Origin of the sequence: Botrimarina sp. (genome assembly GCF_040219535.1) — a bacterium.
Classification (GTDB): domain Bacteria; phylum Planctomycetota; class Planctomycetia; order Pirellulales; family Lacipirellulaceae; genus Botrimarina.
The window spans coordinates 126,181-149,556 of record NZ_JAVJSH010000003.1 but is presented as its reverse complement, the minus strand read 5'-3'; the positions used below and the strand labels follow the sequence as shown (position 1 = coordinate 149,556).

The following is a 23,376-nucleotide window of genomic DNA, read 5'->3' as shown; positions in this document are numbered from 1 at the left end:
AAAAGAACTCTGACAGGATCATCGGGATGAGCCCGACGCGCATTCGCTGATCCCTGTTCCTCCTGCAAATCCTGTCGAAACAAGACCAAGAGAAACGGCGATGAAGTTCAACAGCGACGAGATCGCTTCGGTGATCCAGCAAGAGATCGCCAACTACGACGCGCAGCTCGACGTGCGCGAGGTCGGCCGCGTGCTGGAGGTCGGCGACGGCATCGCCCGCGTGTACGGCCTGTCGGGCGTGATGGGGGGCGAGATGGTCGAGTTCGCCAACGGCGTGACGGGCCAGGCGTTCAACCTCGAGGAGAACTCGGTCGGCGTCATCATCCTGGGCGACTACCTGAAGATCTCCGAGGGCGAGGAGGTCAAGTCGACCGGCCAGCTGCTGAGCGTTCCGGTCGGCGACGAGCTGCTGGGCCGCGTGGTCAGCCCGCTGGGCGAGCCGCTCGACGGGAAGGGCCCGATCAACACCAGCAAGCGGCGCCCGGTCGAGGTGGTCGCCGCCGGCGTGTCGGAGCGGCAGCCCGTGCACGAGCCGATGCAGACCGGCATCAAGGCCATCGACGCGATGACCCCGATCGGCCGCGGCCAGCGCCAGCTGATCATCGGCGACCGCAAGACCGGCAAGACCGCCATCGCCGTCGACGCGATCATCAACCAACGCGACTCGGGCGTGAAGTGCTTCTACGTGGCGGTCGGCCAGAAGGAGTCGACCGTGGCCGGCGTGGTCGAGAAGCTCCGCGACACCGGCGCGATGGACTACACCACGGTCATCGTGGCCGGCGCCAGCGACCCGGCCCCGCTGCAGTACATCGCGCCGTACTCCGGCACGGCGATGGCCGAGGAGTACATGTTCAACGGCGGCCACGCGCTGGTCGTGTACGACGACCTGTCGAAGCAAGCGGTCGCGTACCGCGAGCTGTCGCTGCTCATGCGGCGCCCGCCGGGCCGCGAGGCGTTCCCCGGCGACGTGTTCTACTGCCACAGCCGCCTGCTGGAGCGATCGGCGAAGCTCTCCGACGAGCTGGGGGGCGGCTCGATCACCTCGCTGCCGATCATCGAGACGCTCGAGGGCGAGGTCTCCGCGTACATCCCGACGAACGTCATCTCGATCACCGACGGCCAGATCTACCTGCAACCGGACCTGTTCTTCTCGGGCGTGAAGCCGGCGATGAACGCGGGCATCTCGGTGAGCCGCGTGGGCGGCTCGGCCCAGATCAAGGCGATGAAGAAGGTGTCCGGCGGCCTGCGGCTCGACCTGGCGGCCTTCCGCGAGCTGGAGGCCTTCGCGCAGCTCGGCACCGAGCTCGACCCGGACACCCAGTCGAAGCTCGACCGCGGTTACCGGATGGTCGAGCTGCTCAAGCAGGGCCAGTACAGCCCGCTCGCCACCGAAGACGAGGTGCTGCTGATCTACGCGGGCACCCGCGGCCACCTGGACGACGTGGCCGTGGAGGACATCGCGGCCTTCGAAGAGCAGTTCGTGACGTTCCTGCACGACCAGAAGCCGGAGATCCGCAAAGAGATCCGTGAGAAGAAGGACCTCTCCGACGAGCTGATCGAAACGATCAACGGCGCGATCGCCGACTTCAAAGCGCAGTTCAAGGCGCCTTCGAAGCAAAACGAGGCGGCGATGACGACCGCCTGACCCCGACGGACCAACGGCAACAACTAGCGCCTCGCAACTAGCGCCTCTCTCATGGCCAATCCTCGCCAACTCGACAAGCGCCGCAAGTCGGTCAAGAACATCCGCAAGATCACGCGGACGATGGAATTGATCGCGACCGCGCGGTTCAAAAAGGCGATGGACCGCGCCAGCGCGGCGACCGCCTACACCGACCGGATCACCCGGCTGGTCGCCGACCTGATGCAGACCGGGCTGGAGGTCACCCACCCGCTGCTAGACAAGCGGGACAAGACCGAGAACGCCACGCTGCTGGTGCTGACCGCCAACCGCGGCTTGTGCGGCGGCTTCAACGGCAACCTGGTCCGCGCGGGCCTGCGGCAGTGGGACACCCTGGAGGGCGAGGCCGGCCAGTGCCGGCTGGAGGTGGCCGGCAAGCGGGGCATCGGGGGCATGCGGTACCGCGGGCTGGACGTGGACCGGGAGTTCACCCACTTCGAGGACAAGCCGCGTTTCGACGAGGTCGACGCGATCGCGTCGCGCTACCTCGAGGAGTACACCGCCGGCAAGCTCGACCGCCTGGACGTGGTCTACACCCGGTTCGTCAACCCCGCGCGGCAACAGGTCACCGTCGAGACGCTGCTGCCGCTGGGCGCGATCACGGCTGACGAGGAGATGGCCTCCGCCGGCGAGGGGGGCTCGCCCTACGAGTTCCTGCCGTCGCCCGAGAGCATCCTCGAGGAGGTCGTGCCGACGAGCTTCAAGGTGAAGCTCTTCAAGTGCTTCCTCGACTCGGCCGTCAGCGAGCAGATCGCCCGCCGCGTCGCGATGAAGGCCGCCACGGAGAACGCCGACGATCTGATCAAGTCGCTCAGCATGCAGTACAACCGCGCCCGCCAAGGCCGCATCACGAACGAGTTGATGGACCTCATCGGCGGCGTGAACGCTATTAGCTAGGTGGCAGGCGCTAGGCGCTAGGCGCTAGGCACTGCTACCGAACCGAGTCCGAACAACCAGCCACCGATCGCTAGCAAACACTAGCGCCTAACAACTAGCGCCCAGCGCCTCAATCATGTCTGTCGCCACGCAAAACATCGGCCGCATCACCCAGGTCATCGGCTCGACGTTCGACGTCGAGTTCCCCGAGGGCCAGCTCCCGGCGATCTACAACGCCGTGAAGATCGACTCGGAGCACAAGGGCGTGAAGATCGACCTCACCGGCGAGGTGCAGCAGCAGCTCGGCGGCGGGCGGGTGCGGTGCGTGGCGCTGGGGTCGACCGACGGCCTGATCCGCGGGCAGGAGGTCGTCGACACGGGCGGCCCGGTTTCGGTGCCCGTCGGCGAGGCCACGCTCGGCCGGGTGTTCAACGTCACGGGCGATCCCATCGACGGCCGCGGCCCTGTCAACGCCGAGGAGCGGTGGCCCATCCACCGCGACGCCCCTCTGTTGGCCGACCTGGCGACCGACACGCAGCTCTTCGAGACCGGCATCAAGGTGATCGACCTGCTGACCCCGTTCGTCCGCGGCGGCAAGGCGGGCCTGTTCGGCGGCGCCGGCCTCGGCAAGACGGTCATCCTCACCGAGCTGATCGCGCGGATCGCCACGCAGCACGGCGGCTACTCGGTGTTCGCCGGCGTGGGCGAGCGGACCCGCGAGGGGACCGACCTGTGGCTCGAGATGCAGGAGGCCAAGATCGGCGACACCGGCAAGAGCGTCATCGACCAGACCTGCATGGTCTTCGGCCAGATGAACGAGCCGCCGGGCTCGCGTCTGCGGGTGGCGCTGTCGGCCCTGACGATGGCCGAGTACTTCCGCGACAAGACGGGCGCCGACACGCTGCTGTTCGTCGACAACATCTTCCGCTTCTCGCAGGCCGGCTCGGAGGTCTCCGCGCTGCTGGGCCGGATGCCCTCGGCCGTGGGTTACCAGCCGACCCTCGCGAGCGAGATGGGCGCGCTGCAAGAGCGGATCGCGTCGACGAAGAACGGCGCCATCACCTCGGTGCAGGCCGTGTACGTGCCGGCGGACGACCCGACCGACCCCGCGCCGGCCACCGCGTTCGGCCAGCTCGACGCGTTCCTGTACCTGGAGCGGTCGATCTCCGAGAAGGGCATCTACCCGGCGGTCGACCCGCTGGCGTCCTCCTCGCGGATCCTCGACCCACAGTATGTGGGCAAGGAGCACTACGACTGCGCCCGCCGAGTGCAAACCACGCTGCAGCGTTACCGCGAGCTGCAAGACATCATCGCGATCCTCGGCGTCGACGAGCTGTCCGAAGACGACAAGCAGGTCGTGCACCGCGCGCGGCGGATGGAGCGGTTCCTGTCGCAGCCGTTCTACGTGGCCGAGGTCTTCACCGGGAAGCCGGGCGAGTTCACGTCGATCGCCGACACGATCCGCAGCTTCAACGAGATCTACGACGGCAAGTGGGACCACCTGCCCGAGGGCGCGTTCATGTACGTGGGCCCGATCGAGCAGGCCGAGGAGCAGTGGAAGAAGAGCCAGAAGAAGTGACGCTTCGCGTCACGGGCTGTGGGCGGGAGGCTGTAGGCCGGAGGGCCGGCCGGCGTCCCGCGACTCGAAGAGCTTCGCGGCGAATGCGCCTCAACCGAACTGGTGAAATCTGATGGCCGAACCCTCTAGCCCCCGGCCCCCGGCCTCCGGCCTCACCGTGACGGTCGTCACGCCCGAGCAGACCGTCGTCGAGACGACCGCGTCGCAGGTGGTGCTGCCGCTGTTCGACGGCGAGGTCGGCATCCTCCGCGGGCACGCGCCGATGATCGGGCGGCTCGGCTTCGGCGAGATGCGGCTGACGGTCGACGGCGAGACCGACTCGTACTACGTCGACGGCGGCTTCGTGCAGGTTGCCGACAACGCGGTCAACGTGATGACCAACCGCTCGATGGAGATCGGCGAGATCGACTTCGTCTCGGCCGACGAGGCCCTCAAGAAGGCGATCGGCCTGGCCGCCCCCGGCGACGAGGCCCTCTCCGCCCGCCAAAAGTCGATCGACCAGGCCCGGGCGCAGCTGCGGCTGGCGCGGCGCACGCAGTAGGCTCGGCAACGAACCACGAAGGCACGAAGGGCACGACGGAAGATTTCTTCCGGCGGGTCTTTTCCTTTGAGTACGCGCGACAGTTGTGAGCGAGCCGCGCAGCGAGCATTGGCGGCAAGACCGAACGACAGTCGGGGCCGCGAAGCGGCAACAGGTCAACCGCGTTGAGCCCACCGCAATGAAGAAACGCCTCCGCAAGGAGCTCCGCGTTGGCGAGTTCCGCGAAGATTGCTTCGAGCTGAACGTGGCTTTCAAACCGAACGTGTCCGCTGCCGAAGCCGAGACGCTGCTCAACGATTTTATCGACTTGATCGAGAGCCGCGACTTGCAGTTCGGCGGTGGCTGCTGTCCAGACGGGCTGCGAGGCGTCGTGCAAGGCCCCCATCGTGGCTCCGCGACAGATGAAGATCGCGACGCCGTGGCCGATTGGCTGCGGTCGCAGCCGCTAGTCGCTGGGGTCGAAGCCGGTCCCCTCCGCGACAGCTGGTACGGGTGGGACGACTGAGCGACTCAGGCGGAGTTTGCTTCCGTGGGCCGGCTTTACCTAGGCGGCGTCGCCCCCTGACAATCGCTCGGCGCCGATCGCTCGTAATTTGAGCGGAATCCTCGCGATAGTCGGGGCTACCCGGGATCGACGTTCGGAGGTGCGCGCTTTCCTTTGTGTCCTTAGTGCCTTTGTGGTTCGTCCGTTATGCCGACATTCACCGACCGCCTCGCCGCCGCGGTGCTCGAGAAACGCAGCCCGCTGATGGTCGGGCTCGACCCGCGGCTTGCTCAGCTTCCCGACCCGGTGCGGCCCGCCGGCGGGGCGACGCTCGTTGAGGCGGCCGACGCTTACCGCTTGTTCTGCTGCGGCGTGATCGATGCGGTCGCCGACTTCACGCCGATCGTGAAGCCGCAGGCCGCCTTCTTCGAGCAGCTCGGGCCGGCCGGCATGGCGGCCCTCGGGGCGGTGATCGAGCACGCGCGGGGGGCGGGCCTCTTGGTCTGTGTCGACGGCAAGCGGAACGACATCGGCAGCACGGCCCAGGCGTACGCCGATGGCTGGCTCGGCGACCAGAGCCCTTGGAAGGCCGACGCGCTGACCGTCAGCCCCTACTTGGGCGACGACTCGCTCGAGCCGTTCACCAAGGTCGCCGCCGAGCGCGACGCCGGCCTTTTCGTGCTGGTCAAGACCTCCAACCCCGGCGGCGGGCTTTTTCAAGATCGGGTCTCCGACGGACAGCCGCTATTCCGCCGGGTGGGCGAGCACATCGAGTCGCTCAACGCGGCCGCGCCGGGCGAGCACGGCTACGGCGTGGCCGGCGCGGTCGTCGGCGCGACCTATCCGGAGCAGCTCGCCCACCTCCGCGCGGCGATGCCGCACACGTGGTTCCTGATCCCGGGCTACGGCGCCCAGGGGGGCACGGCGGCCGATGTGGCCGGCGGCTTCGCCGACGGCGGACTCGGCGCGGTGGTGAACAGCTCACGCGGCGTGATCTTCGCCCACGAGAAGCGCGGCGGCGACTGGCAAGACGCCGTGCGAGCCGCCGCGGAGGAAGCGGCGGCCGAACTGGGCGAGGCGTCAGGGCTGTGAGGCGCGAGGCTTGAGGCTTGAGGCTTGAGGCGTGAGGCGTGAAAAGGGGTCGGCTAGCGCAACCCTCAGGCCTGCCGCCTCAAGCCTCAAGCCTCAAGCCTCAAGCCTCCCCCGACGCTTGCCGCCGCCGCCGTGGCGGTGACAATCTAGGCATGCTGCTGCCCCGGTTCACACTCCGCTCTTGGATCCTCGGCCTTGCGCTCGGGTCGCTCATCGCGATCGTGCTCCGCGAGGCGGTGCTGGGCCACGCTTGGGGGATCGGGATCTCTGTGGCGCTCGGGTCGCTCGCCTTGTCGTTGCTGTTGCAGGCCATCGCGTTCGGCCTCGCGCTCGCCCTCAGCCGCTCCGGCGCAGCCAGGAGCGACCAATGAGGCCGCTCGTCGTCGCGCTCGTCGCCCTCGCGGCGGCGCTGAGCCAGGCCGATGCCTCCGGCTACGGCGGCGCGGTCGTCCGTTTGCCGACGCCCGCCGCCGGCGGCGCGCCGGTCTACTCGCCGCGCAACGGGCTGGCCCTCACGATCGACGCCCGCTGGTTCGACAGCGGCGGCTACCGCCCTGTTGCGGTCGAGATCGAAGCGCAAGCGGCCTCGTCGTCGGACCGCGTCGTCGAGCTCGAGTTGAAGTTCCCAAAGCCCAACCAACGCGGCGGCGACATCGGCCTCACGGTGCGCCAGTCGTTGCTCTTGAAGGCGGGCGCCACGTCCGTGAGCGGCGTCGTGCGTGTGCCCGGCCTTAACGAGTGGATCGCCGTCTGGTGGGACGCCCGGGTCAATGGTTCGGCGGACCAGTCGCTGTCGCTCGACCCCCAGAGGGCGGTGGTTCTCGCGCAGGGCGGCCAGCCCGTCGCGCTGCGGCTGCTGCGTATCGACGCGGACGTCGGCTTGCCGATGGCCGACGCCCGCAAGGGGCAGACGAAGGTCGTCAGCTCCTACCGCGGCACGATGATCGACGACGCCTACTCGCCGGCGCCCGCCGACTGGCTCGACTACACGTCGGCCGATGTCGTGGTGGTCGACGCGCCGGTGCTCGAGGGGCTGAAGGAGTCGCACCCGGAGCGGCTGGCGGCCCTGCGGAGCTGGATCGTGGCGGGCGGCACGCTGTGGATCGAGGGGGTCGAAGAAACGCCCGAGCGGCTTTCCCAGATCGACGAGGCGCTGCGGCTACGGCGGTGGCGGTTCGCCGAGCGTCGGCCCGAAGACTCCGACGCCGAGCCGCCGGCGGCGGCCGCTCCCCCCGCGACCGACGCGCAGGGCAACGCTCCCGACGATCAGCCGCTGCGTGGGCGGGAACTCGGTGAGCCGATCGACGGCGCGGCCGGCTGGTACTACCCGGCGATCGCTCGACGCTCTCGCAACGCGCGAGAGGAAGCCGAGCGCCTGGCCGAGAGGGCGCGGGAGGAGGGGGTGTTGGCGGCGGTCGGCGAGGCACTTTCCCAGCGGAGCACGACGCGGGGCTGGTACGCGCAGCGTGATGCGGGATTCGGCGTGGTGGCGGCGTTCGCCGGCGCGCCGCTCGACGCGCCGGGCGCCGCGCCGGGCGACGCGGTCCGCTCGGTGATGCGTCAGTGGGCCGACCGGGGCTGGTCGGCCCGACACGGGGTCGCGCCGGGCGAGCGTAGCCCGTCGTTCGGCAACCTGTTGGTCGAGGGAGTCGGCGTCGCGCCGGTCGGCGCGTTCCAGGTGCTGATCACCCTGTTCGTGTTGGCGATCGGCCCGCTGAACTACTGGCTGCTGTGGCGCCGCCAGCAGCTGCACCTGCTGGTGCTGACCACGCCGGCCGCCGCGGCCGCGGTGACGCTCGCCCTGGTGGGCTACGCGTCGGTGGCCGACGGCTTCGGCGTGAAGGCGCGGGTCCGCAGCGTCACGCTCATCGACCAGGCCACCGGCGAGGCGGCGAGCTGGAGCCGCGTGTCGCACTTCGTCGCGACCACGCCCGACGCGCCGGCGCGGATGCCGGCCGACACGGCGGTGATCCCGATCCGGCCGGCGTGGGAATCGGCTATCGCCGCGGAAGACGCGCAGCGTGTGATGGCCTGGTCCGCCGGGAGCGAAACGCCCGGCGGCGGCTGGCAGGCGCTCAGCAGCGGGTGGTTGCCCGCGCGCACCGCGACCCAGCACCTTCTGGTGCGTAGCCGGATCAGCCCGGCGCGGATCGACTTCGCCGAGGGCGCCGGCGGCTGGCGAGCGACCAACCGGCTCGGCGCGCCGGTGTCGTTGCTGCTGGTGCTCGGCGACGACGGCCAGTGGCGCCACGCAACGGACCTTGCCGAGGGGGAGCGCGTCGCGCTGGAGCCGCTCGAGCGGCTCGACGCGGTCGGTTTGCTCCGCACCCAGACCGTCGCGAACACGCCGACCTACCCGATCGGCGCGGGCAAGTCCGTCGAGGAGACGCTCGAGATGCTCGGCGCGTCGCGCGACATCCGGCGCACGCAGCAAGAGATGTCGACCTACTCGCTCAGCGACAACCTGCTGAACGCACAGATCGCCGCGCTGGTCGGTCTGGACGGCGGCCGCGCGCTCGACCTGCCGCCCCGGTCGTACGTGGCGGTCGCTCCCGAAGCGGTCGAGACGCCGCTCGGCTGGCCCGGCGTCGAGGAGGTGGGCAGCTTCCACGTGGTCGCGGGGAGGTGGTAGAAGCCGTGCCCGACGCCGCCGCCAACCCGCCCGCCCCACCCACGCCCGCCGCCCCCGCCGCGGGCGACGGGCCGAGGGCCGCCTCCGGCCGGCCGCTCCGCACGGTGAAGGCCTCTACCGGCCCCCCGATCGAGCTGCGCGGCGTGCACCGCTGGTTCGGGCCGACCCACGCGGTCAACAACGTGTCGTTCCGGGTCGAGCCGGGCGAGGTGTTCGGCTACATCGGCCCGAACGGCGCGGGGAAGACTACCAGCATGCGGATCCTCTCGACGCTCGACGAGCCCTCGGCCGGCGACGCGTTGGTCGACGGCTTCAGCGTGATCGACGACCCGGACCGCGTGCGAGCCAGGCTCGGCTTCATGCCCGATTACTTCGGCACGTACCAGAACGTGAACGTGTGGGAGTACCTCGATTTCTTCGCGCGGGCGTACGGCCTGCACGCCGAGGAGCGGCGCCGCGCGATCCAGTACACGATGGACTTCACGGGCCTCGACGACCTCGCCCGCAAGCCGATCGACGGGCTCTCGAAGGGCATGAAGCAGCGGCTGTGCTTGGGCCGGACGATGATCCACGACCCGTCAGTCATGGTGCTCGACGAGCCGGCCGCCGGCCTCGACCCGAGGGCGCGGATCGAGCTGCGCGAGATGATCTCGCGCCTGGCGGACCTCGGCAAAGCGGTGCTGATCAGCTCGCACATCCTCACCGAGTTGGCGGAGATCTGCGACCGGGTGGCGATCATCGAGCACGGGGAGCTGATCGCGGTGGGCACGGTCGACGAGATCAGCGGCCACGCCGAAGAAGCCATCCGTGTGCGGGTGCGTGTGGCCGACCCGGGCGGCGAGCGCGGCGCGGAGTCGGCCCGTGCCTGGCTCGTTGCGCACCAGCACGTGGAGCAGCCGGCGGTCACCAAGGAGGGGATCACCTTCACGCTGCTGTGCGAGCACGACCAACGCGAGGCGTCGCTCGCGGGGCTGCTCGCCGAGCTCGTCGGCGCGGGCTTCGCGGTGACCGAGTTCACGTCGCGCGGCAAGTCGCTCGAGGACGTCTTCCTGCACGTCACGAAGGGGCGCATCCAGTGAGCCACGCCGCCGCTACGCCCCGTGCCGCGGGTCGCCCCGCCGGCGCGCGGGGCGTTGACGACCGCGGATCGCAGCTCCCGGGGACGCCCGCGCGGCTCTTGGAGTCGTTGGGCGACCGCGTCAACCCGATCCTGGTCAAGGAGACCCGCCAGGCGCTGAAGAGCCGGCAGTTCGTGCTGTGGTTCGTGTTGCTGCTGGTCGCTTCGTGGGTCGCGACGATCGCGGCGGTCGCCGTGATCGGGCCGAGCATCTACTACGTGTCGGCCGGCGGCTACCTGCTCAAGGTGTACTACGTGATCCTCTGTGTGCCGCTCGTCGTGGTGACGCCCTTCTCGGCCTACCGCTCGCTCGCCGCGGAGCACGAAGAGAACACCCGCGACCTGATCGAGGTCTCGACGCTCACCCCGCGGCAGGTGATCAACGGCAAGCTCGGCAGCGCGGCGTTGCAGACGCTGATCTACGGCTCGGCCCTTGCGCCGTGCATCGCGTTCACCTACTTGTTGCGCGGGGTGAGCCTGCTGCAGATCGGCGTGCTGCTGGCCGGCGCGGTGCTGGCCTCGGTGGGGCTCTCGGCGGTCGGCCTGCTGGTGGCCGCCGGCACGCGGCAGAAGTACGCCCAAGTCGTGATGTCGGTCGCGCTCGCCGGCGGGCTCTTTATGGCGCTGTGGGCGATGCTGGCTTGGGCGTGGGAGCTGCTGCGCTACGACACGCTCGACTTCCGCGGCCCGGTGTACTGGGCGGTCACCGCGGTGGTCCTGTCGCTCTACGCGACGACGCTGGCGCTGGTGTACGCGGCCGCGGTGTCGCTGACGACGTTCTCGTCCGCCAACCGCTCGACGCCCCTCCGCCTGGCGCTGCTGGCCCAGCAGACGGTGTTCGTCGCGTGGGTCGCCGGCGGCGTCGCGGTCGGAATGCCGTTTTCCGGGCTGCGGGGCGCGTTCTTCGTCGCGGCCGCGTACTGGTTCGCGGCCGGCGCGGCGTTGTGCGGTGAGCAGCCGACGCTCAGCCACCGGGTCCGGCGGAGCCTGCCGCAGAGCCTGCTGGGGAGGGCGCTGGGCTCTTGGCTGCAGCCCGGCGGCGGGTCGGGCTACGTGTTCACCGTCGCGAACCTGGCCGCCGTCGCGGTGTTGACCGTGCTGGCGGGCTGGCTCGACCCCAGGGCGGCCGGCGGCGCGGCGACCGAGCTGGCGGTCTCTGTCGGGCTGCTCGTGTCGTACATCGTGGCTTACCTCGGCTTGGGGCGGCTGGTCGTCACGGCCCTACGCAAGGTCACCGAGGTGTCGCTCTTGGGGTGCTTCCTGATCCAGGTGCTGATCGCGCTGGCCGGGTCCGGCCTGCCGTATGTGGTCGACACGCTCACCGACCGCGTGCGAGTCGAGAACCTCGTGTGGCTCAACGCGATGAGCCCCACGTGGAACCTGTCGGCGTTGGAGGAGGGCGCCATCGGGCTGGACCGCGGCTTGACGCTGCTGGTCACCGTCGGCGCGGCCGCGCTAGCGATCGGCTTGGTGAACCTCACGCTCGCCGGCCGCGAGGCGCGGCAGTTGCGAGTCGGCAAGCCGCGTCGCGTCGTCCAGGACGAGCTGGAGCAACAGCCGCCGCCAGAAGCGGCGCCCACCAACCCGTGGGGCGACCGCCCGCGGTCGGCGGGCGAAGCAGCGGGGCAGTGAGGCAGGGGAGCGACGCGGAACGAGGGTAGCGAAGCGGGAATCGGGAAGCGGGAAGCGGCTATTCGATCGACGCGGTCCAGCGGGTGCGGCCTCGCTGCAGCACGGCTCGCGGCGGGGCGATCGAGAGCACGCGGATGCCGGCCGCTTCTTCGCCCGACGAGAGGGGTTTCACGGCGCCGTTGATCGCGAGCAGCACGCGGGGCTCGTCGACCTCGGCGAACCCCAGCAGCACCACGCTGTCGGAGGCGCCCCCCTGCGCGAGTTGCGCGGTCCGCGCCGACTGCTTCGGGGGCTCGAACGGGTTGACGCGTTCCGGGAAGGGCGGGGCGTAGTCCGGTGTGCGGTTCGGTTGCGAGTTGGCGGCCTGGCCGCCGCGGCCTCGCTCGGCGGGGCCCGCCTCGACGACCTGGGCGACCGCGGCGGTCGCTGCGCGGGCTTTAGCGGCGGCGGCGTCGATCGGCGTGGGGCCGCTGTTGGCTGGGCTCGCGGCGCCGCCGCACCCGAGCACAGCGACCGCGGCCGGCGTGCAACAGGCGGCTAGCGTCCAGCGGGTGAAAGCCGTCGGGTGGCTCAATCTTGACTGGGTCACGAGCGCGAGGCGGTTCGGTCGGCAGGGGGGTTCACCCAACCGTAGCTCGCTATCACCTGGTGTGCCCCGCGCCGCGCACGAAAAACCGCTGCGACCCTCCGGACGGGCGCCGCCCGCACCGCGCGGGGGGCGCCTCAGCGCCAGAACTCCCACCAGCCGGTACGCGCCGGGGCCTCTTCGACGGGCCGACCCTCACCGGCGGGCGTCGCTTGGCGGCTGTCGGCTTCGCCGGGCCTGGGCGGGCGGTCGAACAGGCGTTGCTGGCCGGGGTACACGCCGCCGGTGGAGCGGTACCGCGCGTCGTAGGCGACACGCATCGGATCGGGCGCCGGCGGAGCCGCGGCCACTCGGGGGGCGGGCTGGCCGGCCGCATCGGGGCGGCGGGAGCCGAGCGGCTGGCCCGGCGGTAGCGGCGGGATCTCTTCGAGCCCAGGCCCCGCTTCCTGTGTGGGGGGGAGGGCCTCGGGGCTGGGGGCGCCGTCGGCCGGCGGCGCGGGGGCGGGCGCGAACGCCGGGCCGCGGCCCGCGGGCGCCGGCGCGTGCCACGAATCCGCAGGCGCGTCGACCGGGGCCTCGTCGGGGGTGGCTGGTGTGGGCGCGCCGAGCGACGTCGCGTCGACGACCACGGCGGCCTCGCAGAGGCATCCCCCTTCCAAACCGCACTCGCGGCACGGCGGCGCCCCCTCGGCGGCCGGGATAAAGTCGAGGCGGCTATTGATCGTGTCGGCCGTTCGCCGGTCGCGGCAGCCGAGCGGGTCGCTGTAGCCGACGATCTGCGGGGTGAGGAACACCACCAGCTCGGTCTCGTTGATCTCGGTGCTGCGCGAGCGGAACAGGTGGCCGAAGAAGCGGACGTCCTTGAGCAACGGGATGCCGTTGAAGTCGCCCACGTCGACGCGTTGCCGCAGCCCCGCGATGACGATCGTCTGGCGGTCGCGTACGCGGACGCGCGTGGTCGCGCGGCGGGTCTCGATGATCGGCTGGTTGTCGCCGGGCGTGAAGCCGGACAGGCGGCTGAACTCGGGGACGACCTTCAGGTCGATCGTGCGGTCGTTGGCGATCTTCGGGACGACGTCTAGCTTGATGCCGACCGGCTTGAACGCGGTGGTGCCGATGTTTCCGCCGGCCGCCGTTTGGGTGAGCTGCTGGAACGGGATCTCCGAGATGCTCTCGATGTTCGCCGGTTCGTTGTCCATCACCGTGACGTTCGGGTCGGCTAACAGCCGCGAGTCTTCCGCCTGTTGCAGCGCGACGACGAGCGCGCGCAGGTCGAGGTCGCCCTCGAGGCTGTAGAACGTGAACGCGCCGCCGGAGCCGGTTGGGTCGAGGGGGGCGGCGGTCTGGGTGAGGAAGCGGAGGCCGGAGTTCTGGCCGGTGGCGCCGCCGTCGGTGATCGAGCCGTTGGTGATGCCGTCCCAGTTGACGCCGATCTCTTCCAGGTCGCTGAGGCTGATGTCGTAGATCAGCGCCTTGATGTTGACCTGGGGCCGGGGGCGGTCGATGCGGGCGAGGACGGCGCTGGCCATCTCCACGTGCTCGGCGTAGTCGACGACCAGCAGGCGGTCCTCGTCTTCGACCGTGGCGGCGCGGCCGACCTCGCTGAGGACCACCTCGAGCGCGGCGGCGGCCTTGGCCGCCTCGACGAAGTGCGTGCGGAAGTACCGGACCTCCAGCCGCCGGGGCCCGGTCGGCACGCCGCCTCCGCCGACGGGCCCGACGCCGCGCGACGCGCTGTCCAGCTGTCGCACCAGGTCGCGGATCTTGTCGACCCGGTCGGGGAAGTCGACGACCAGCAGAGCGCCGGCCGACGGCAGCGCGCGGACCTGGCCGGCGGGGGTGCTCAGCAGGCGGGCCGCCTCGACCGCTTCGTCGACGTCGGCGGCGCCGACCGACAGCGTTTGGGTGACGAAGTAAGGGTTGACCTGGCCCAGGTCTTGCAGCCGGCTGACGACCAGGCTGTCGCCCACCGTGCGGTACGCGTAGCCGTTGGAAAGGAGGATCGAGTCGAGGATCTCCCGGAGCGGCGCGTCCTTGAACACGCCGTTGACGGACCCTTCGGCCTTGGCCGCGACGATGTTGATGCCCCAGAGCTCGCTGATGGTGAACAGCGCGCTCTCGAGCGTGGCGTCGCGCAGGGTGAGGTCGCCCGGCCGCTCCAACGACTTCATCACCGAGCCTTCGCGCTCGGCGGCCGCCGGCGGCGCGGCCCCGCCCACGGCGCCCAGCAAGAGCGTCGCGGCGGCCAGCAGCGCGGCGGCGCGGCGGCGGAGCGGGATGGTTTGCGGCATGGGTCGTCCTTGACCGTGCTTCGATTCTCAGCTCGCGTCTAAGCCGCCGACTTCTGTCGCACCAGCGCGAAGTACTGCAACCCAAGGTCGAGTTGCAAGTCGCTCGCGTCGCGGCCCGTGGGACGCAGGTCGAGGCTCTGGGTGTGCATCAGGCGGGCGTCCGAGTCGATGGCTTTCAGCAGCGCGAAGACCTCCGGCGCCGATCCGGTGACCGAGAACGTGACCGCTCGCGTCTGGAGCACGAACGGGCTCACGCCCTTCTCCTGCGCTTGTTGCTTGCTCGGGTTCTCCAACGGGTGGTCGTCGACGAGCCAGGGGCGGCTGGCGGGGTTGGCCAGATCGATACGACGCACCTGGCACCCGGCCTGGCGGGCGGCGTTGACCAGCCAGCTCCGCAAGTCGGTCACCGACTGCTCGTCGACCTGCCGCAGGCGCAGCTGACCCAGGCGCTGGGTCTCCTCTTGCAAGCGGCCCTCGTACTCCGGCAGCTTCGCGGCCATCTTTTCCGCATTCGCTAGCTGTGCCACTAGTGCCGCTCGTTCGGATCGCTCCGCAAGCAAGTGATCGACCTGCGGCAGGCTGGTCGCGAGGGCGATCGCGAGGGTAACGGCTGTAACGATTAGCCAACGGCGCCGGCTGCCGGCGAATCTCTCGGCGAGTTCTCTAACCATCGGTCGGCTCCGGCTGGTCGGCTGTTGTGAGCTGCATATCGATCTCGAAGGTGGTGGCCGGCCCGAAGGGGGTCTGCTCGGAGCCGCTGCCGCGGAGGGCCACCTCGGTGAGGTCGGGGGCTTCTTCCAGCCGGCGGACCGTGTCGTAGACGCCCGTCTCGGTGAGGCTCGTGCCGGTCAATGACAGCACGTTCTGGTCAGTCAGCCGGAAGCCGCGGACCCAGACTTCCGGCGAGAAGTGTGCCCCCAAGTACCGGACTAGTGGCTCCAGCGGGCGGTGGGTGGCCAGCTCGGCCAGCCGCCCCAGGTGGGTCGATTCGGTGGCCGCGTCGGCGATCTGGCTCGTGATCCGCTTTCCGCGGAGCAACTCGGGGCGGATGGCGTCGACTTGCGACCGCAGCGCGGAGAGCCGGATCCCCTCTTCGATGTTCACGGCCCACAGCCCCGCCGCCAGCAGCAGCGAAGCGGCGATCGGCGCCGCCGAGCGGACCAACACCGGGCGCAGCGGCGCCTTGGCTCGGGCGTGGACCTCGTCCATCAGGTTGGGGCTCACGCCGGCCTCTTCCACGCGCCCCCGGAGGGCGAGGCCGAGGGCGGCCGCCATCATCGGCGCGGGCGTGGGGCCGTCGAAGGCCCACAGCTGCTCGACGCCCTCTAGCGGCGGCGGCGACGCGTCGAGCCGGTGCTTGGTCGTGGTGTTGGCGGACTGGATGTGTGGCGTGTCGCCGACGAGCCACATGCGGCGGAGCGACACGGCCTTGGATCCGGCTTGGCGGTTGCAAAACCGGGTGAGCCGGTCGTGGTGGTCGTCGAGGATCGACCCCAGGTCGGCCGTGGTGGCGTCGCGCGCCGGGCGGTACTCCATCAGCAAACGGCCCGCTTGGCTGACGCCGAGCTCGAAACGCTCTTCGTCGATCTGTGCGAAGAGGACGGCCTCCTCGTTGCCGGGCTCGAGGCGCCCCTGGAGCCGGCTGAGGGCCACCAGCGCCGACTCGACGACGTCGACCACCAGCCCGGCCGCATCGGCCGCGTCGACGAGCAGGTCGAGCGTCTGCTGGTTGGTGACGGTCACCAGCGCGTGCTCGTGGCGTGCGTCGATCGCCTTGCGCGCCACCGCGGCGGTTTTTGGCCCCGGCCCGAGCGCAAGGTAGAGCTGGCTCCGTTCCCGCAGCGCGGCGACCTGCTGTTCGACCTCGGCCAGCGCGCCGGACGCGTCGCGGTTGACGCACAGCGTGGCGTTAATCGCGAACGACACGGCGCACCCCGCGAGGCGGTCCTCCGCCACGACGCGGCTCAGCGCGGCGGTCAGCTCCGCTCGCCCACGCGCGCTGAACAGGTCGGTCGCGTCGCGTCGCCACGGCACGGTCCGCGTCGATAGGTGGGGCGGTCCGTCGGAGTCGCTGTCGACGATCGTCGCCACGCGCAGGTCCGAGTGGCAGAGTTCGACGCACAGGCGCCGGCGTTCGGCGTGTCGCCGCCGCGCGGCGTGATTCCGACGGTCGGTTTTCTGGCGGCGGTCTTGGGCGGGTCGGGCAGCCATGGCTGGATTGGGGGAGTGAGGCTCGTGTCGGCTCGTGCGGATCGGTCGATCAGGGTTGGACGGTCGCGGCCACCGTGCGCTGGCCGCGACCGTGGTAACCGGTCGAGGTGATGACGATCAGGCCCGCCGCGTTGTCCGTGGCGGTCGCCGTGTAACCGGCGGGCGAGGCCGAAGGCGGCAGCAGGCCTTCGCTGACCGACCCGCGCCACGACGGGTCGGTCATCAGCTGCGCGCACGCGTGGTGCACGCCCGCGTTCGCCCTGTACAACGCCTGCTCGTACTCGATGGAGTTGCGAGTGGCCGCGAGTTGGAGGGTCTCGGTGCGGACGATGTTCAGCAGGAACCCGCTGACCATGACCACGAAGAACAGGCACATCATCAGCGCAGCGCCGCCGCGCTGCGCTCGGTTCGGTCGGCGGTGGCGGGCGGTCGGGTTCACCAGGATCGGAGCCAGATATGGGTCGAGAGCGTTCGTGTGGCGCCGGAGGGGCGGGCGACGGTCGCGCTCGCGCGGACCAGCCGGACCTCGCTCGGGTCGGCCGCGGGCGTGGCGCCGTCGGCGGCGAGCCCCTCGAACCGGAGGGTTTGGATCTCGTCGGCCAATGGCTGCGGCGCCGCCCCGTTGAGGGACAGCGTCACGCCCGCGGCGGCGTGGTCCCACGTGAGCGTGGCGCCGTCGGCGCGGAGGACGGTGAGCGAGCCGCTGGGATCATCGGCCCCGGAAACCGCGGTCACGCTCGGGCATTGCCGGACGTGCTGCACCAGGTGCCTCAGCAACGCGGCGGCCTGGCCGGAGGTCCGCAGCTCCGCGTCGTGGACGCGCCAAGCGGCGCCGCTGGACCGCAGCACCACGAACGACGACGTCATCACCGCTGCGCACATCGACAGCGCGAGCGTCACCTCGAGCAAGGTGACGCCCCGGCGCCGGCGTCGGGTCGCCGCGGTCGGGCTCATCTGGCGAGGGCCTCGTAGGTGGCGAACCGTCCGAGTTTCGTGCGGTACTCGCAGCGCATCTCGGAGGGGTCGAGCAGGTCGTCGCCGTCGTCGTCGAAGTAGGTCGTCGAGCGGACGCCCATCAGCAGGCCGGGGACGCCGCCGCTGGCGGCCGAGTCGTCGGCGACGGTTTCGAAGCGGATGTCGGGGTGGCCATCGGCCGCGTAGTCGCCCGACGCGGAAGCGGCCGACCACGCCGAGGCGATCAGCGCGAGCCGCTGCTCGACCTGCGCCGCCGCGTAGAGGGCGAGCACCTGGCGGCGGTCGCACTCGTCGCTGACTCGCATCGCGTCGCGTACGAAGTTCAGCGCCGGCACGAGGGTCGCGCTCATCAAGGCGATCGCGGCGACCACCTCGACAAGCGAGTACCCGGCGGTGGCACGGGGGGGCGGGTCGTTCTTGGACGGATCGCTAGCCATGCCCAAACGTAGCTCGCCACGGCCGCGCCGCCGGCGTGGCGATGGCTAGGGCGCGTCGGTCAGGCGGGCCGTGCCGGTGAGCGCGTTGACCGCGAGCGACCAGGTCTTGGCGCCGTCGGACACGGTCATCGATCCACCGCTGGCGGGCGCGGTCAGCGCGCCGGAGAAGTCGAACTCCCAGCGGTCGTGGGCGGTCGTGAGCGTGACGCCCGACGGGGTGGGGAGCGAGGCTTCGGTCGGCGTGTCGCCGCCCGCGTCGACACGGACGACGTCGACCGACACGACCTCGCCGGCGGAGCGGCTGAGCACGACGGCGGCCGGCGTGCCCTCGGTGATGGCCTGGCGGCGGGCCAGGTTGAGCGCCATCGACACGCTGCGGGCGAACCCTTCGGCGGCGACGCGGTCGATCGCGTCGCCCCCCCACCGCGCGGCGCCGACGCCGGCGATTAGGCCGATGATGGCGATCACCGCGACCAGCTCCAAAAGCGAGAACGCACGCCGGCGCGGGGCTCGGCGTGCGTTCTCGTTGATGTCGTTGGTCGGCGGCTGCCGGGGGCGGCTCATCAGTCGACGCGGTTGGTCGTGGTGTTCATCGTGTACGCGGAGCCATCGACCGGGTTGGCGGGCACGCCATCGGGGAAGTAGGCCGGCACGTCGAGCTCGGTGAGGTTGGCCGAGGGCCACGAGCCGTTCTCGATGTAGTAGCGTTCGATCGCCGAGTTGATCGTGCCGCGGTTGTGTGAGTCGACCTTCTGCTTGGCGGCGTCGCTCGAGGTGGTGACCCTCGGCACGATGATCGCGGCGATGATTCCAAGGATCGTGACAACCGCTAGCAGCTCCATGAGCGAGAACGCTGAGCGGCGGCGTTGCGAGCGGTACATGGTTGGTCAGTTCCCTTGCAGGTTCGACGCGGGGAGGGCGTGTGGGTTGGCGCCGGTCGGTCGGATGCCGATTGAGCCGTTGGTTTACTGGCGGTTTGCCCAAGCGTAGGTCGCTGTGAGTGCGCGCAGGCGGAACTTGAAAAAAATTCCGGCCGCGGCCGGCGGCCTAGTGGTCGTGCCCGACGACCTCGCCAGAGCCATCGATCGTGTAGGCCGTTCCGTCGACGGGGCACAGGGGGAGGCCCTCTGGGAAGTAGGCGGGGTCGGCCCCGACGTCCGCGAGGTCCGCCGCCGGCCACGCCCCCTGGGCCCTAAGCCAGAGCGAGGCTTGGACCTCGATCTCGCAGCGGTACACGTGGCACGCGGCCCGCAAGCCCTCGCGGCGCGTGTCGCCGGCGCGCGGCAACGCGATCAGCGCGACCACGCCGAGGATCGCCACCACGGCGAGCAGCTCGGTGAGCGAGAAGCCCGCCCGCGGGGGCGCCGGAGTTGGGAGCAGAGCGGGCATCACTGGACGGTGTTGATCATGTCGAACATCGGCAGGTAAATAGCCAGCAGGATCGTCGCGACCGCGCCGGCCATCGAGATGGTGAGGGTCGGCTCGATCACTCCGATCGCGATGTCGGTCTTGCGTTGGATCTCTTCTTCCAGCAGCAAGCGGATCTGCTGCGTGGACCGGGTCAGCCGCCCCGTCTGCTCGCCGACGATCACCAGCTGGCTGACCATCGGGGGGAAGAGCTCGGTGTGGCGCTCCACCTCGCGGCTGAATCGTTCCCCCTGCTGCACCGCACGGCGCAGCGCCACGACGCCGTGTTTCATCGCGCGGTTGTTGACCGAGTCGCCGGCCTCTTCGAGCGACTCGGCGAGCGTGAAGCCGGCCTCCATCAGGCCGCCCACCACTTCCATGAGCTGCAGCAACGCGACGTCGCGGACCCAAGGCCCGATCACGGGAGCGGTGATCAGGAAGCGGTCGATCCGCGTTGCGATCGTCTCGTTCTGGCGGAGCTGCTTGAGCACGAGCGGCGCGGCGACCGCCGCGAGTAGCGCCGCCCACCAGTACGCTTGCGCGATCGCGCCGACACGGATCAACGCCTGCGTGATGCCGGGCAGGGGCACGTTCGCCGAGTTGTAGGTCTCTTCGAAAACCGGCACCACGTAGCAAAGCAAGAACGCGACCACCCCCGCGCCGACTAGCGACAGCACGCAGGGGTAGGCGAGTTTCTTGACGACGCTCTCCTTGAGCTTCCCGGCCTTCTCCCGTTGCTCGGCGATCTGCGACAGGGTTTCGGCCAGCGTGCCGGCGCGCTCGCCCACACGGATTTGGCTGACGGTGAGCCGATCGAAAACCCCGTCGAGCTGACCGAGCGCGTGGCTGAACGTGTCGCCTGCTTCGACGCGGCGGCGGAGCGAGAGGAGCTTCTCTCGGCGGCGTTCGAGGCCCTTCTCGCCGGCCACCGCGCCGATCGCCTTGGGCAGCGACACGCCGTTGCTGGTGAGCGTGGCGAGGTTGCGCAAGATGGCCGTCGCCTCCGAAGCGGTGATGCGACCGGCCCCGCGCCAAGCGGGCAGCACGCCGCTGAGCGTGCCGAGGGCCGCTGCGCCTCCGGCGCGTGACGCGGCCCCCTTGGCGGCGTCGTGCTGCTTTTTCTTGGCGGGCCGCATGCGTTCCCCGGTCAGCTCGAGAGCTTGTAGTAGACCTCTTCGAGCGTCGTTCGGCCCGCGTAGACCTGCTCGATCCCGGCCTCTGCCAGCCCCACCAAGCCCTGCGCCCTGGCCAGCTCACGCAGGCGAGAAGCCGGCGCGCCCTTCTCGACCGCGTCGGCCAGCTCGGGTGTCATGACCATGATCTCGTAGATCGGGAGCCGGCCGGAGTACCCGGTTCCGAGGCACTTCTTGCAGCCCCGCCCCCGGTAGAAGACTTGGTTGGCTGGCGGTCGCCGCGTGCCGGCGAGCTTCTCCCAGAGCTGGCTGTTGACCTCCGTCGGCTCCTTGCAGCCGGGGCAGATCGAGCGTAGCAGGCGCTGCGCGATCGAGCCGAGCAGCGAGCCGGCGATCTTGAAGTTGTCGACGCCCAGGTCGTTCAGCCGCGCGACGGCGCCGACCGCGTCGTTGGTGTGCAGGGTGCTCAGCAGCAGGTGGCCGGTCAGCGCCGCCTGGACCGCGGTGCCGGCGGTCTCGTGGTCGCGGACCTCGCCGACCATGATGACGTCCGGGTCCTGGCGCATGATGTACTTCAGCGCGTTGGCGAAACCCAGGCCGTGGTCGTTGTCGCTCGCCACCTGGTTGACTCCGGTCAGGCGGTACTCGACCGGGTCCTCCACGGTGACGATGTTGCGGCTGATCCCGTTGAGCTTCGACAGGATCGCGTACAGGGTGGTGCTCTTGCCGGAGCCGGTCGGCCCGGTCACGACGATCATGCCGTGCGGCTTGTCGATCAGCTCGCCGACGGTCTGCAGGTCGCGCGCGGGCAGCCCCAGGCTGTCGAGTTCGAAGGCCCGGCCGCCCTCGTCCAGCAGCCGCATCACGACCTTCTCGCCGCCGACGGTGGGGATCGTGCTGACGCGGAAGTTGACCCGGCCGCCGGCCTCGTTGATGGTCAAGCGGCCGTCTTGGGGGCGGCGGTTCTCGGTGGTGTCCATGTCGGCCATGACCTTGATCCGCGCGACGACCGCCTCTTCGGTGTGGTTCGGGATCGTCATCACCGACTGCAGCTCGCCGTCGACCCGGTAGCGGACACGCATCTCGGGCACGTGGGGCTCGAGGTGGATGTCGCTGCAACCCGCGTTGATCGCGCCGGTCAGTATCGACCTCACGAGGCGCACCACCGGGGCCTGCTCTTCCTCGGCGACGCTCGCCGCGAGCGGCTCTTGCTCGCGGCCGTCGTTGGCCGCGGCCAGGTCCGCCAGCTTCATGTCGACGATCGTCTGCCGGGCGGTCAGGCGGTCGTCGAAGCCGCGGTCGAGCGCCGCTTGGACCGCGGCCTCCAACGCGACCATCGGGCAAACGTGGTAGCCGGTGATCAGCTCGGTCTCGCTGATCGTGTCGATGTCGTCCGGCGCGACCATCGCCAATTGCAGCTCGCCGCCGTGGATCGACACCGGAACGCAGTTCCGCTCGCGCGCCAGTTCCTCCGGCAGCAAGCGGGCGATCTGGGGGTTGATCGACTGCGGGTGCAGGTCGGCGTACGGCGCGCGGTACTGCTCGGCCAGCGCGTCGCCGAGCTGCTCGAGCGAAACCAGGTTGCGGCGCAGCAGGATCTGGCCGAGCATGCCCCGCTCCGAACCCTGCGCGGCGAGGGCCGACTCGAGCTGCCCCTTCGTGACGTAGCCACGCTTGATCAGGATGTCGCCGAGGCGGGCCATCGGGCGGGTCCGGTTGGGTAGTGGGCGGGCGGCGCGGCGGGCGTCGGCGGACGGGTCAGGCGCCGACGGGTTCGGTCAACCGCTTGAGCTTCCGCTCGAGCGTCAGCGGGTCGAACGGCGTCACGAGGTAGTCGTCGGCGCCGGCGTTGAAGGCCCGCTGCACGTCGTCGAGCTCCGCGTTCGGAGACACCAGCATGACGGGCGCCTCGCTGGTGCGGAGGTCGTTGCTCAAGCGGTCGACGAGCTCGTGCCCCTCCATGTCGGGCAGGTAGTGGCCCACCAAGATCGCGCTGGGCAGCTTGCCGGAGAGCCAGCCGAGGGCCGCTTCACCGCTCCCCATCGCGACGACCTCGTAGCCGAGCAGCTCCAGGCGGAACCGCGTGATCTCGCGCAGCGTGTCGTCTTCCTCGATCAGCAGGATGGTTTTTGCGGAGTCGTTCATGGCGATTCGGTAGCGGTCGCGCGGCGCCCGGCAACCAGTCGGGCGCTAGCAGAAAGTAGGTCGGCCGGCGGCGCGGTCAAATTCCCTACGCGCGACCCTTGCGGGCGTGACGACCGGGCTAACCCGCCGACGCGGCCGCGACGCCCGGTTGCGGCTGGCACAACGCACGCAGCACGTCGCGCCGTGTGACGAGTCCGACGAGCCGGCCGGACTGGGTCACCGGCACGCGTCGGACACGGTGCACCACGCACAGGTCGGCGACGCGGCTCACCGCGTCGGTCGGTTCGACGGTCAGCACGTCGCGGGTCATGTGCGAAGCGACCGACTCGTTCGCGATGGCCTGGTCGTAGGCCAGGGCGAGCAGGGCGAACTCGGTCAGGATCCCGACCAGGGCGCCGTTGCGGTCGACAACCGGCAAGCCGCTGATCCCGCGGCCGAGCAGCAGCTCGATCGCGTCGCCGATCGTGGCGTCTGGCGCGATCGTGACGGCGCCCGGGGTCATGATCTCTCGAACGGTCAGCATGGGGCCCCCAAGAGAGCGGATCGTGTCAACGCCC

General features: G+C 70.4%; 24 protein-coding genes. 10 read left to right on the top strand and 14 right to left on the bottom strand.

Annotated features, from left to right (window positions below; translation table 11 throughout):
- Positions 1-100 precede the first annotated feature (100 nt).
- From atpA to RIC11_RS01225, 10 genes are all read left to right on the top strand, one after another.
- Positions 101-1,645 carry a F0F1 ATP synthase subunit alpha gene (atpA, locus tag RIC11_RS01270; protein WP_350208009.1) on the top strand — a complete coding sequence of 515 codons (1,545 nt, stop codon included), beginning with the start codon at positions 101-103 and terminating at the stop codon, positions 1,643-1,645.
- A 51-nt stretch (positions 1,646-1,696) separates the two neighbouring features.
- Positions 1,697-2,578, top strand: coding sequence for an ATP synthase F1 subunit gamma (gene atpG, locus RIC11_RS01265; RefSeq protein ID WP_350208008.1), 882 nt, complete (start codon positions 1,697-1,699; stop codon positions 2,576-2,578).
- A 115-nt stretch (positions 2,579-2,693) separates the two neighbouring features.
- Positions 2,694-4,136, top strand: a complete 1,443-nt coding sequence (gene atpD, locus RIC11_RS01260) for a F0F1 ATP synthase subunit beta (RefSeq protein WP_350208007.1) — start codon at positions 2,694-2,696, stop codon at positions 4,134-4,136.
- A 112-nt stretch (positions 4,137-4,248) separates the two neighbouring features.
- Positions 4,249-4,677 (top strand): ATP synthase F1 subunit epsilon, encoded by a 429-nt coding sequence (gene atpC, locus RIC11_RS01255; RefSeq protein WP_350208006.1) that lies wholly within the window; start codon positions 4,249-4,251, stop codon positions 4,675-4,677.
- Between the two features lie 178 nt (positions 4,678-4,855).
- Positions 4,856-5,182 carry a 50S ribosome-binding protein YggL gene (locus RIC11_RS01250; RefSeq protein WP_350208005.1) on the top strand — a complete coding sequence of 109 codons (327 nt, stop codon included), beginning with the start codon at positions 4,856-4,858 and terminating at the stop codon, positions 5,180-5,182.
- Between the two features lie 186 nt (positions 5,183-5,368).
- Positions 5,369-6,253, top strand: coding sequence for an orotidine-5'-phosphate decarboxylase (gene pyrF / locus RIC11_RS01245; RefSeq protein ID WP_350208004.1), 885 nt, complete (start codon positions 5,369-5,371; stop codon positions 6,251-6,253).
- A 152-nt stretch (positions 6,254-6,405) separates the two neighbouring features.
- Entirely contained in the window at positions 6,406-6,624 is a 219-nt protein-coding gene (locus tag RIC11_RS01240; RefSeq protein ID WP_350208003.1) for a hypothetical protein, read from the top strand.
- A complete protein-coding gene (locus RIC11_RS01235; RefSeq protein ID WP_350208002.1) occupies positions 6,621-8,885 on the top strand; it encodes a hypothetical protein in 2,265 nt (754 codons plus the stop codon). Before RIC11_RS01240 ends, RIC11_RS01235 begins: the two co-directional genes overlap by 4 nt.
- Positions 8,886-8,989: 104 nt before the next feature.
- The gene (locus RIC11_RS01230) at positions 8,990-9,964 is read left to right on the top strand and encodes an ABC transporter ATP-binding protein (RefSeq protein WP_350208129.1); all 975 of its coding nucleotides are present in this window, start codon (positions 8,990-8,992) and stop codon (positions 9,962-9,964) included.
- The gene (locus tag RIC11_RS01225; RefSeq protein WP_350208001.1) at positions 9,961-11,634 is read left to right on the top strand and encodes a hypothetical protein; all 1,674 of its coding nucleotides are present in this window, start codon (positions 9,961-9,963) and stop codon (positions 11,632-11,634) included. Before RIC11_RS01230 ends, RIC11_RS01225 begins: the two co-directional genes overlap by 4 nt.
- A 58-nt stretch (positions 11,635-11,692) precedes the next feature.
- On the opposite strand, the gene RIC11_RS01220 is transcribed toward RIC11_RS01225, so the two are convergent.
- The 14 genes from RIC11_RS01220 to RIC11_RS01155 form a co-directional block, all read right to left on the bottom strand.
- The gene (locus RIC11_RS01220) at positions 11,693-12,208 is read right to left on the bottom strand and encodes a hypothetical protein (RefSeq protein ID WP_350208000.1); all 516 of its coding nucleotides are present in this window, start codon (positions 12,206-12,208) and stop codon (positions 11,693-11,695) included.
- 149 nt (positions 12,209-12,357) lie between these two features.
- Positions 12,358-14,511 (bottom strand): secretin GspD/PilQ domain-containing protein, encoded by a 2,154-nt coding sequence (locus tag RIC11_RS01215; RefSeq protein ID WP_350207999.1) that lies wholly within the window; start codon positions 14,509-14,511, stop codon positions 12,358-12,360.
- 38 nt (positions 14,512-14,549) lie between these two features.
- Positions 14,550-15,011 (bottom strand): hypothetical protein, encoded by a 462-nt coding sequence (locus RIC11_RS01210; RefSeq protein WP_350207998.1) that lies wholly within the window; start codon positions 15,009-15,011, stop codon positions 14,550-14,552.
- Positions 15,012-15,174: 163 nt separating this feature from the next.
- Positions 15,175-16,722 carry a hypothetical protein gene (locus RIC11_RS01205; protein ID WP_350207997.1) on the bottom strand — a complete coding sequence of 516 codons (1,548 nt, stop codon included), beginning with the start codon at positions 16,720-16,722 and terminating at the stop codon, positions 15,175-15,177.
- Positions 16,723-16,771: 49 nt separating this feature from the next.
- A complete protein-coding gene (locus RIC11_RS01200) occupies positions 16,772-17,161 on the bottom strand; it encodes a hypothetical protein (RefSeq protein WP_350207996.1) in 390 nt (129 codons plus the stop codon).
- The gene (locus RIC11_RS01195) at positions 17,158-17,676 is read right to left on the bottom strand and encodes a hypothetical protein (RefSeq protein WP_350207995.1); all 519 of its coding nucleotides are present in this window, start codon (positions 17,674-17,676) and stop codon (positions 17,158-17,160) included. Before RIC11_RS01195 ends, RIC11_RS01200 begins: the two co-directional genes overlap by 4 nt.
- A complete protein-coding gene (locus tag RIC11_RS01190) occupies positions 17,673-18,134 on the bottom strand; it encodes a type IV pilus modification PilV family protein (RefSeq protein ID WP_350207994.1) in 462 nt (153 codons plus the stop codon). The genes RIC11_RS01195 and RIC11_RS01190 overlap by 4 nt, the downstream gene beginning before the upstream one ends.
- A 45-nt stretch (positions 18,135-18,179) precedes the next feature.
- Positions 18,180-18,698 carry a GspH/FimT family pseudopilin gene (locus RIC11_RS01185; protein WP_350207993.1) on the bottom strand — a complete coding sequence of 173 codons (519 nt, stop codon included), beginning with the start codon at positions 18,696-18,698 and terminating at the stop codon, positions 18,180-18,182.
- Positions 18,698-19,015, bottom strand: coding sequence for a type II secretion system protein (locus RIC11_RS01180; protein WP_350207992.1), 318 nt, complete (start codon positions 19,013-19,015; stop codon positions 18,698-18,700). Before RIC11_RS01180 ends, RIC11_RS01185 begins: the two co-directional genes overlap by 1 nt.
- Before the next feature lie 166 nt (positions 19,016-19,181).
- Complete coding sequence (locus RIC11_RS01175) at positions 19,182-19,523, bottom strand: type II secretion system protein (RefSeq protein WP_350207991.1); 342 nt, start codon at positions 19,521-19,523, stop codon at positions 19,182-19,184.
- Positions 19,523-20,677, bottom strand: coding sequence for a type II secretion system F family protein (locus RIC11_RS01170; protein ID WP_350207990.1), 1,155 nt, complete (start codon positions 20,675-20,677; stop codon positions 19,523-19,525). The genes RIC11_RS01175 and RIC11_RS01170 overlap by 1 nt, the downstream gene beginning before the upstream one ends.
- 11 nt (positions 20,678-20,688) lie before the next feature.
- Positions 20,689-22,377, bottom strand: a complete 1,689-nt coding sequence (locus RIC11_RS01165) for a GspE/PulE family protein (protein WP_350207989.1) — start codon at positions 22,375-22,377, stop codon at positions 20,689-20,691.
- A gap of 55 nt (positions 22,378-22,432) precedes the next feature.
- Positions 22,433-22,819 carry a response regulator gene (locus RIC11_RS01160; RefSeq protein WP_350207988.1) on the bottom strand — a complete coding sequence of 129 codons (387 nt, stop codon included), beginning with the start codon at positions 22,817-22,819 and terminating at the stop codon, positions 22,433-22,435.
- A gap of 118 nt (positions 22,820-22,937) precedes the next feature.
- On the bottom strand, positions 22,938-23,342 hold the full coding sequence (locus RIC11_RS01155) for a CBS domain-containing protein (protein ID WP_350207987.1): 405 nt from the start codon (positions 23,340-23,342) through the stop codon (positions 22,938-22,940).
- Between the last annotated feature and the right edge of the window lie 34 nt (positions 23,343-23,376).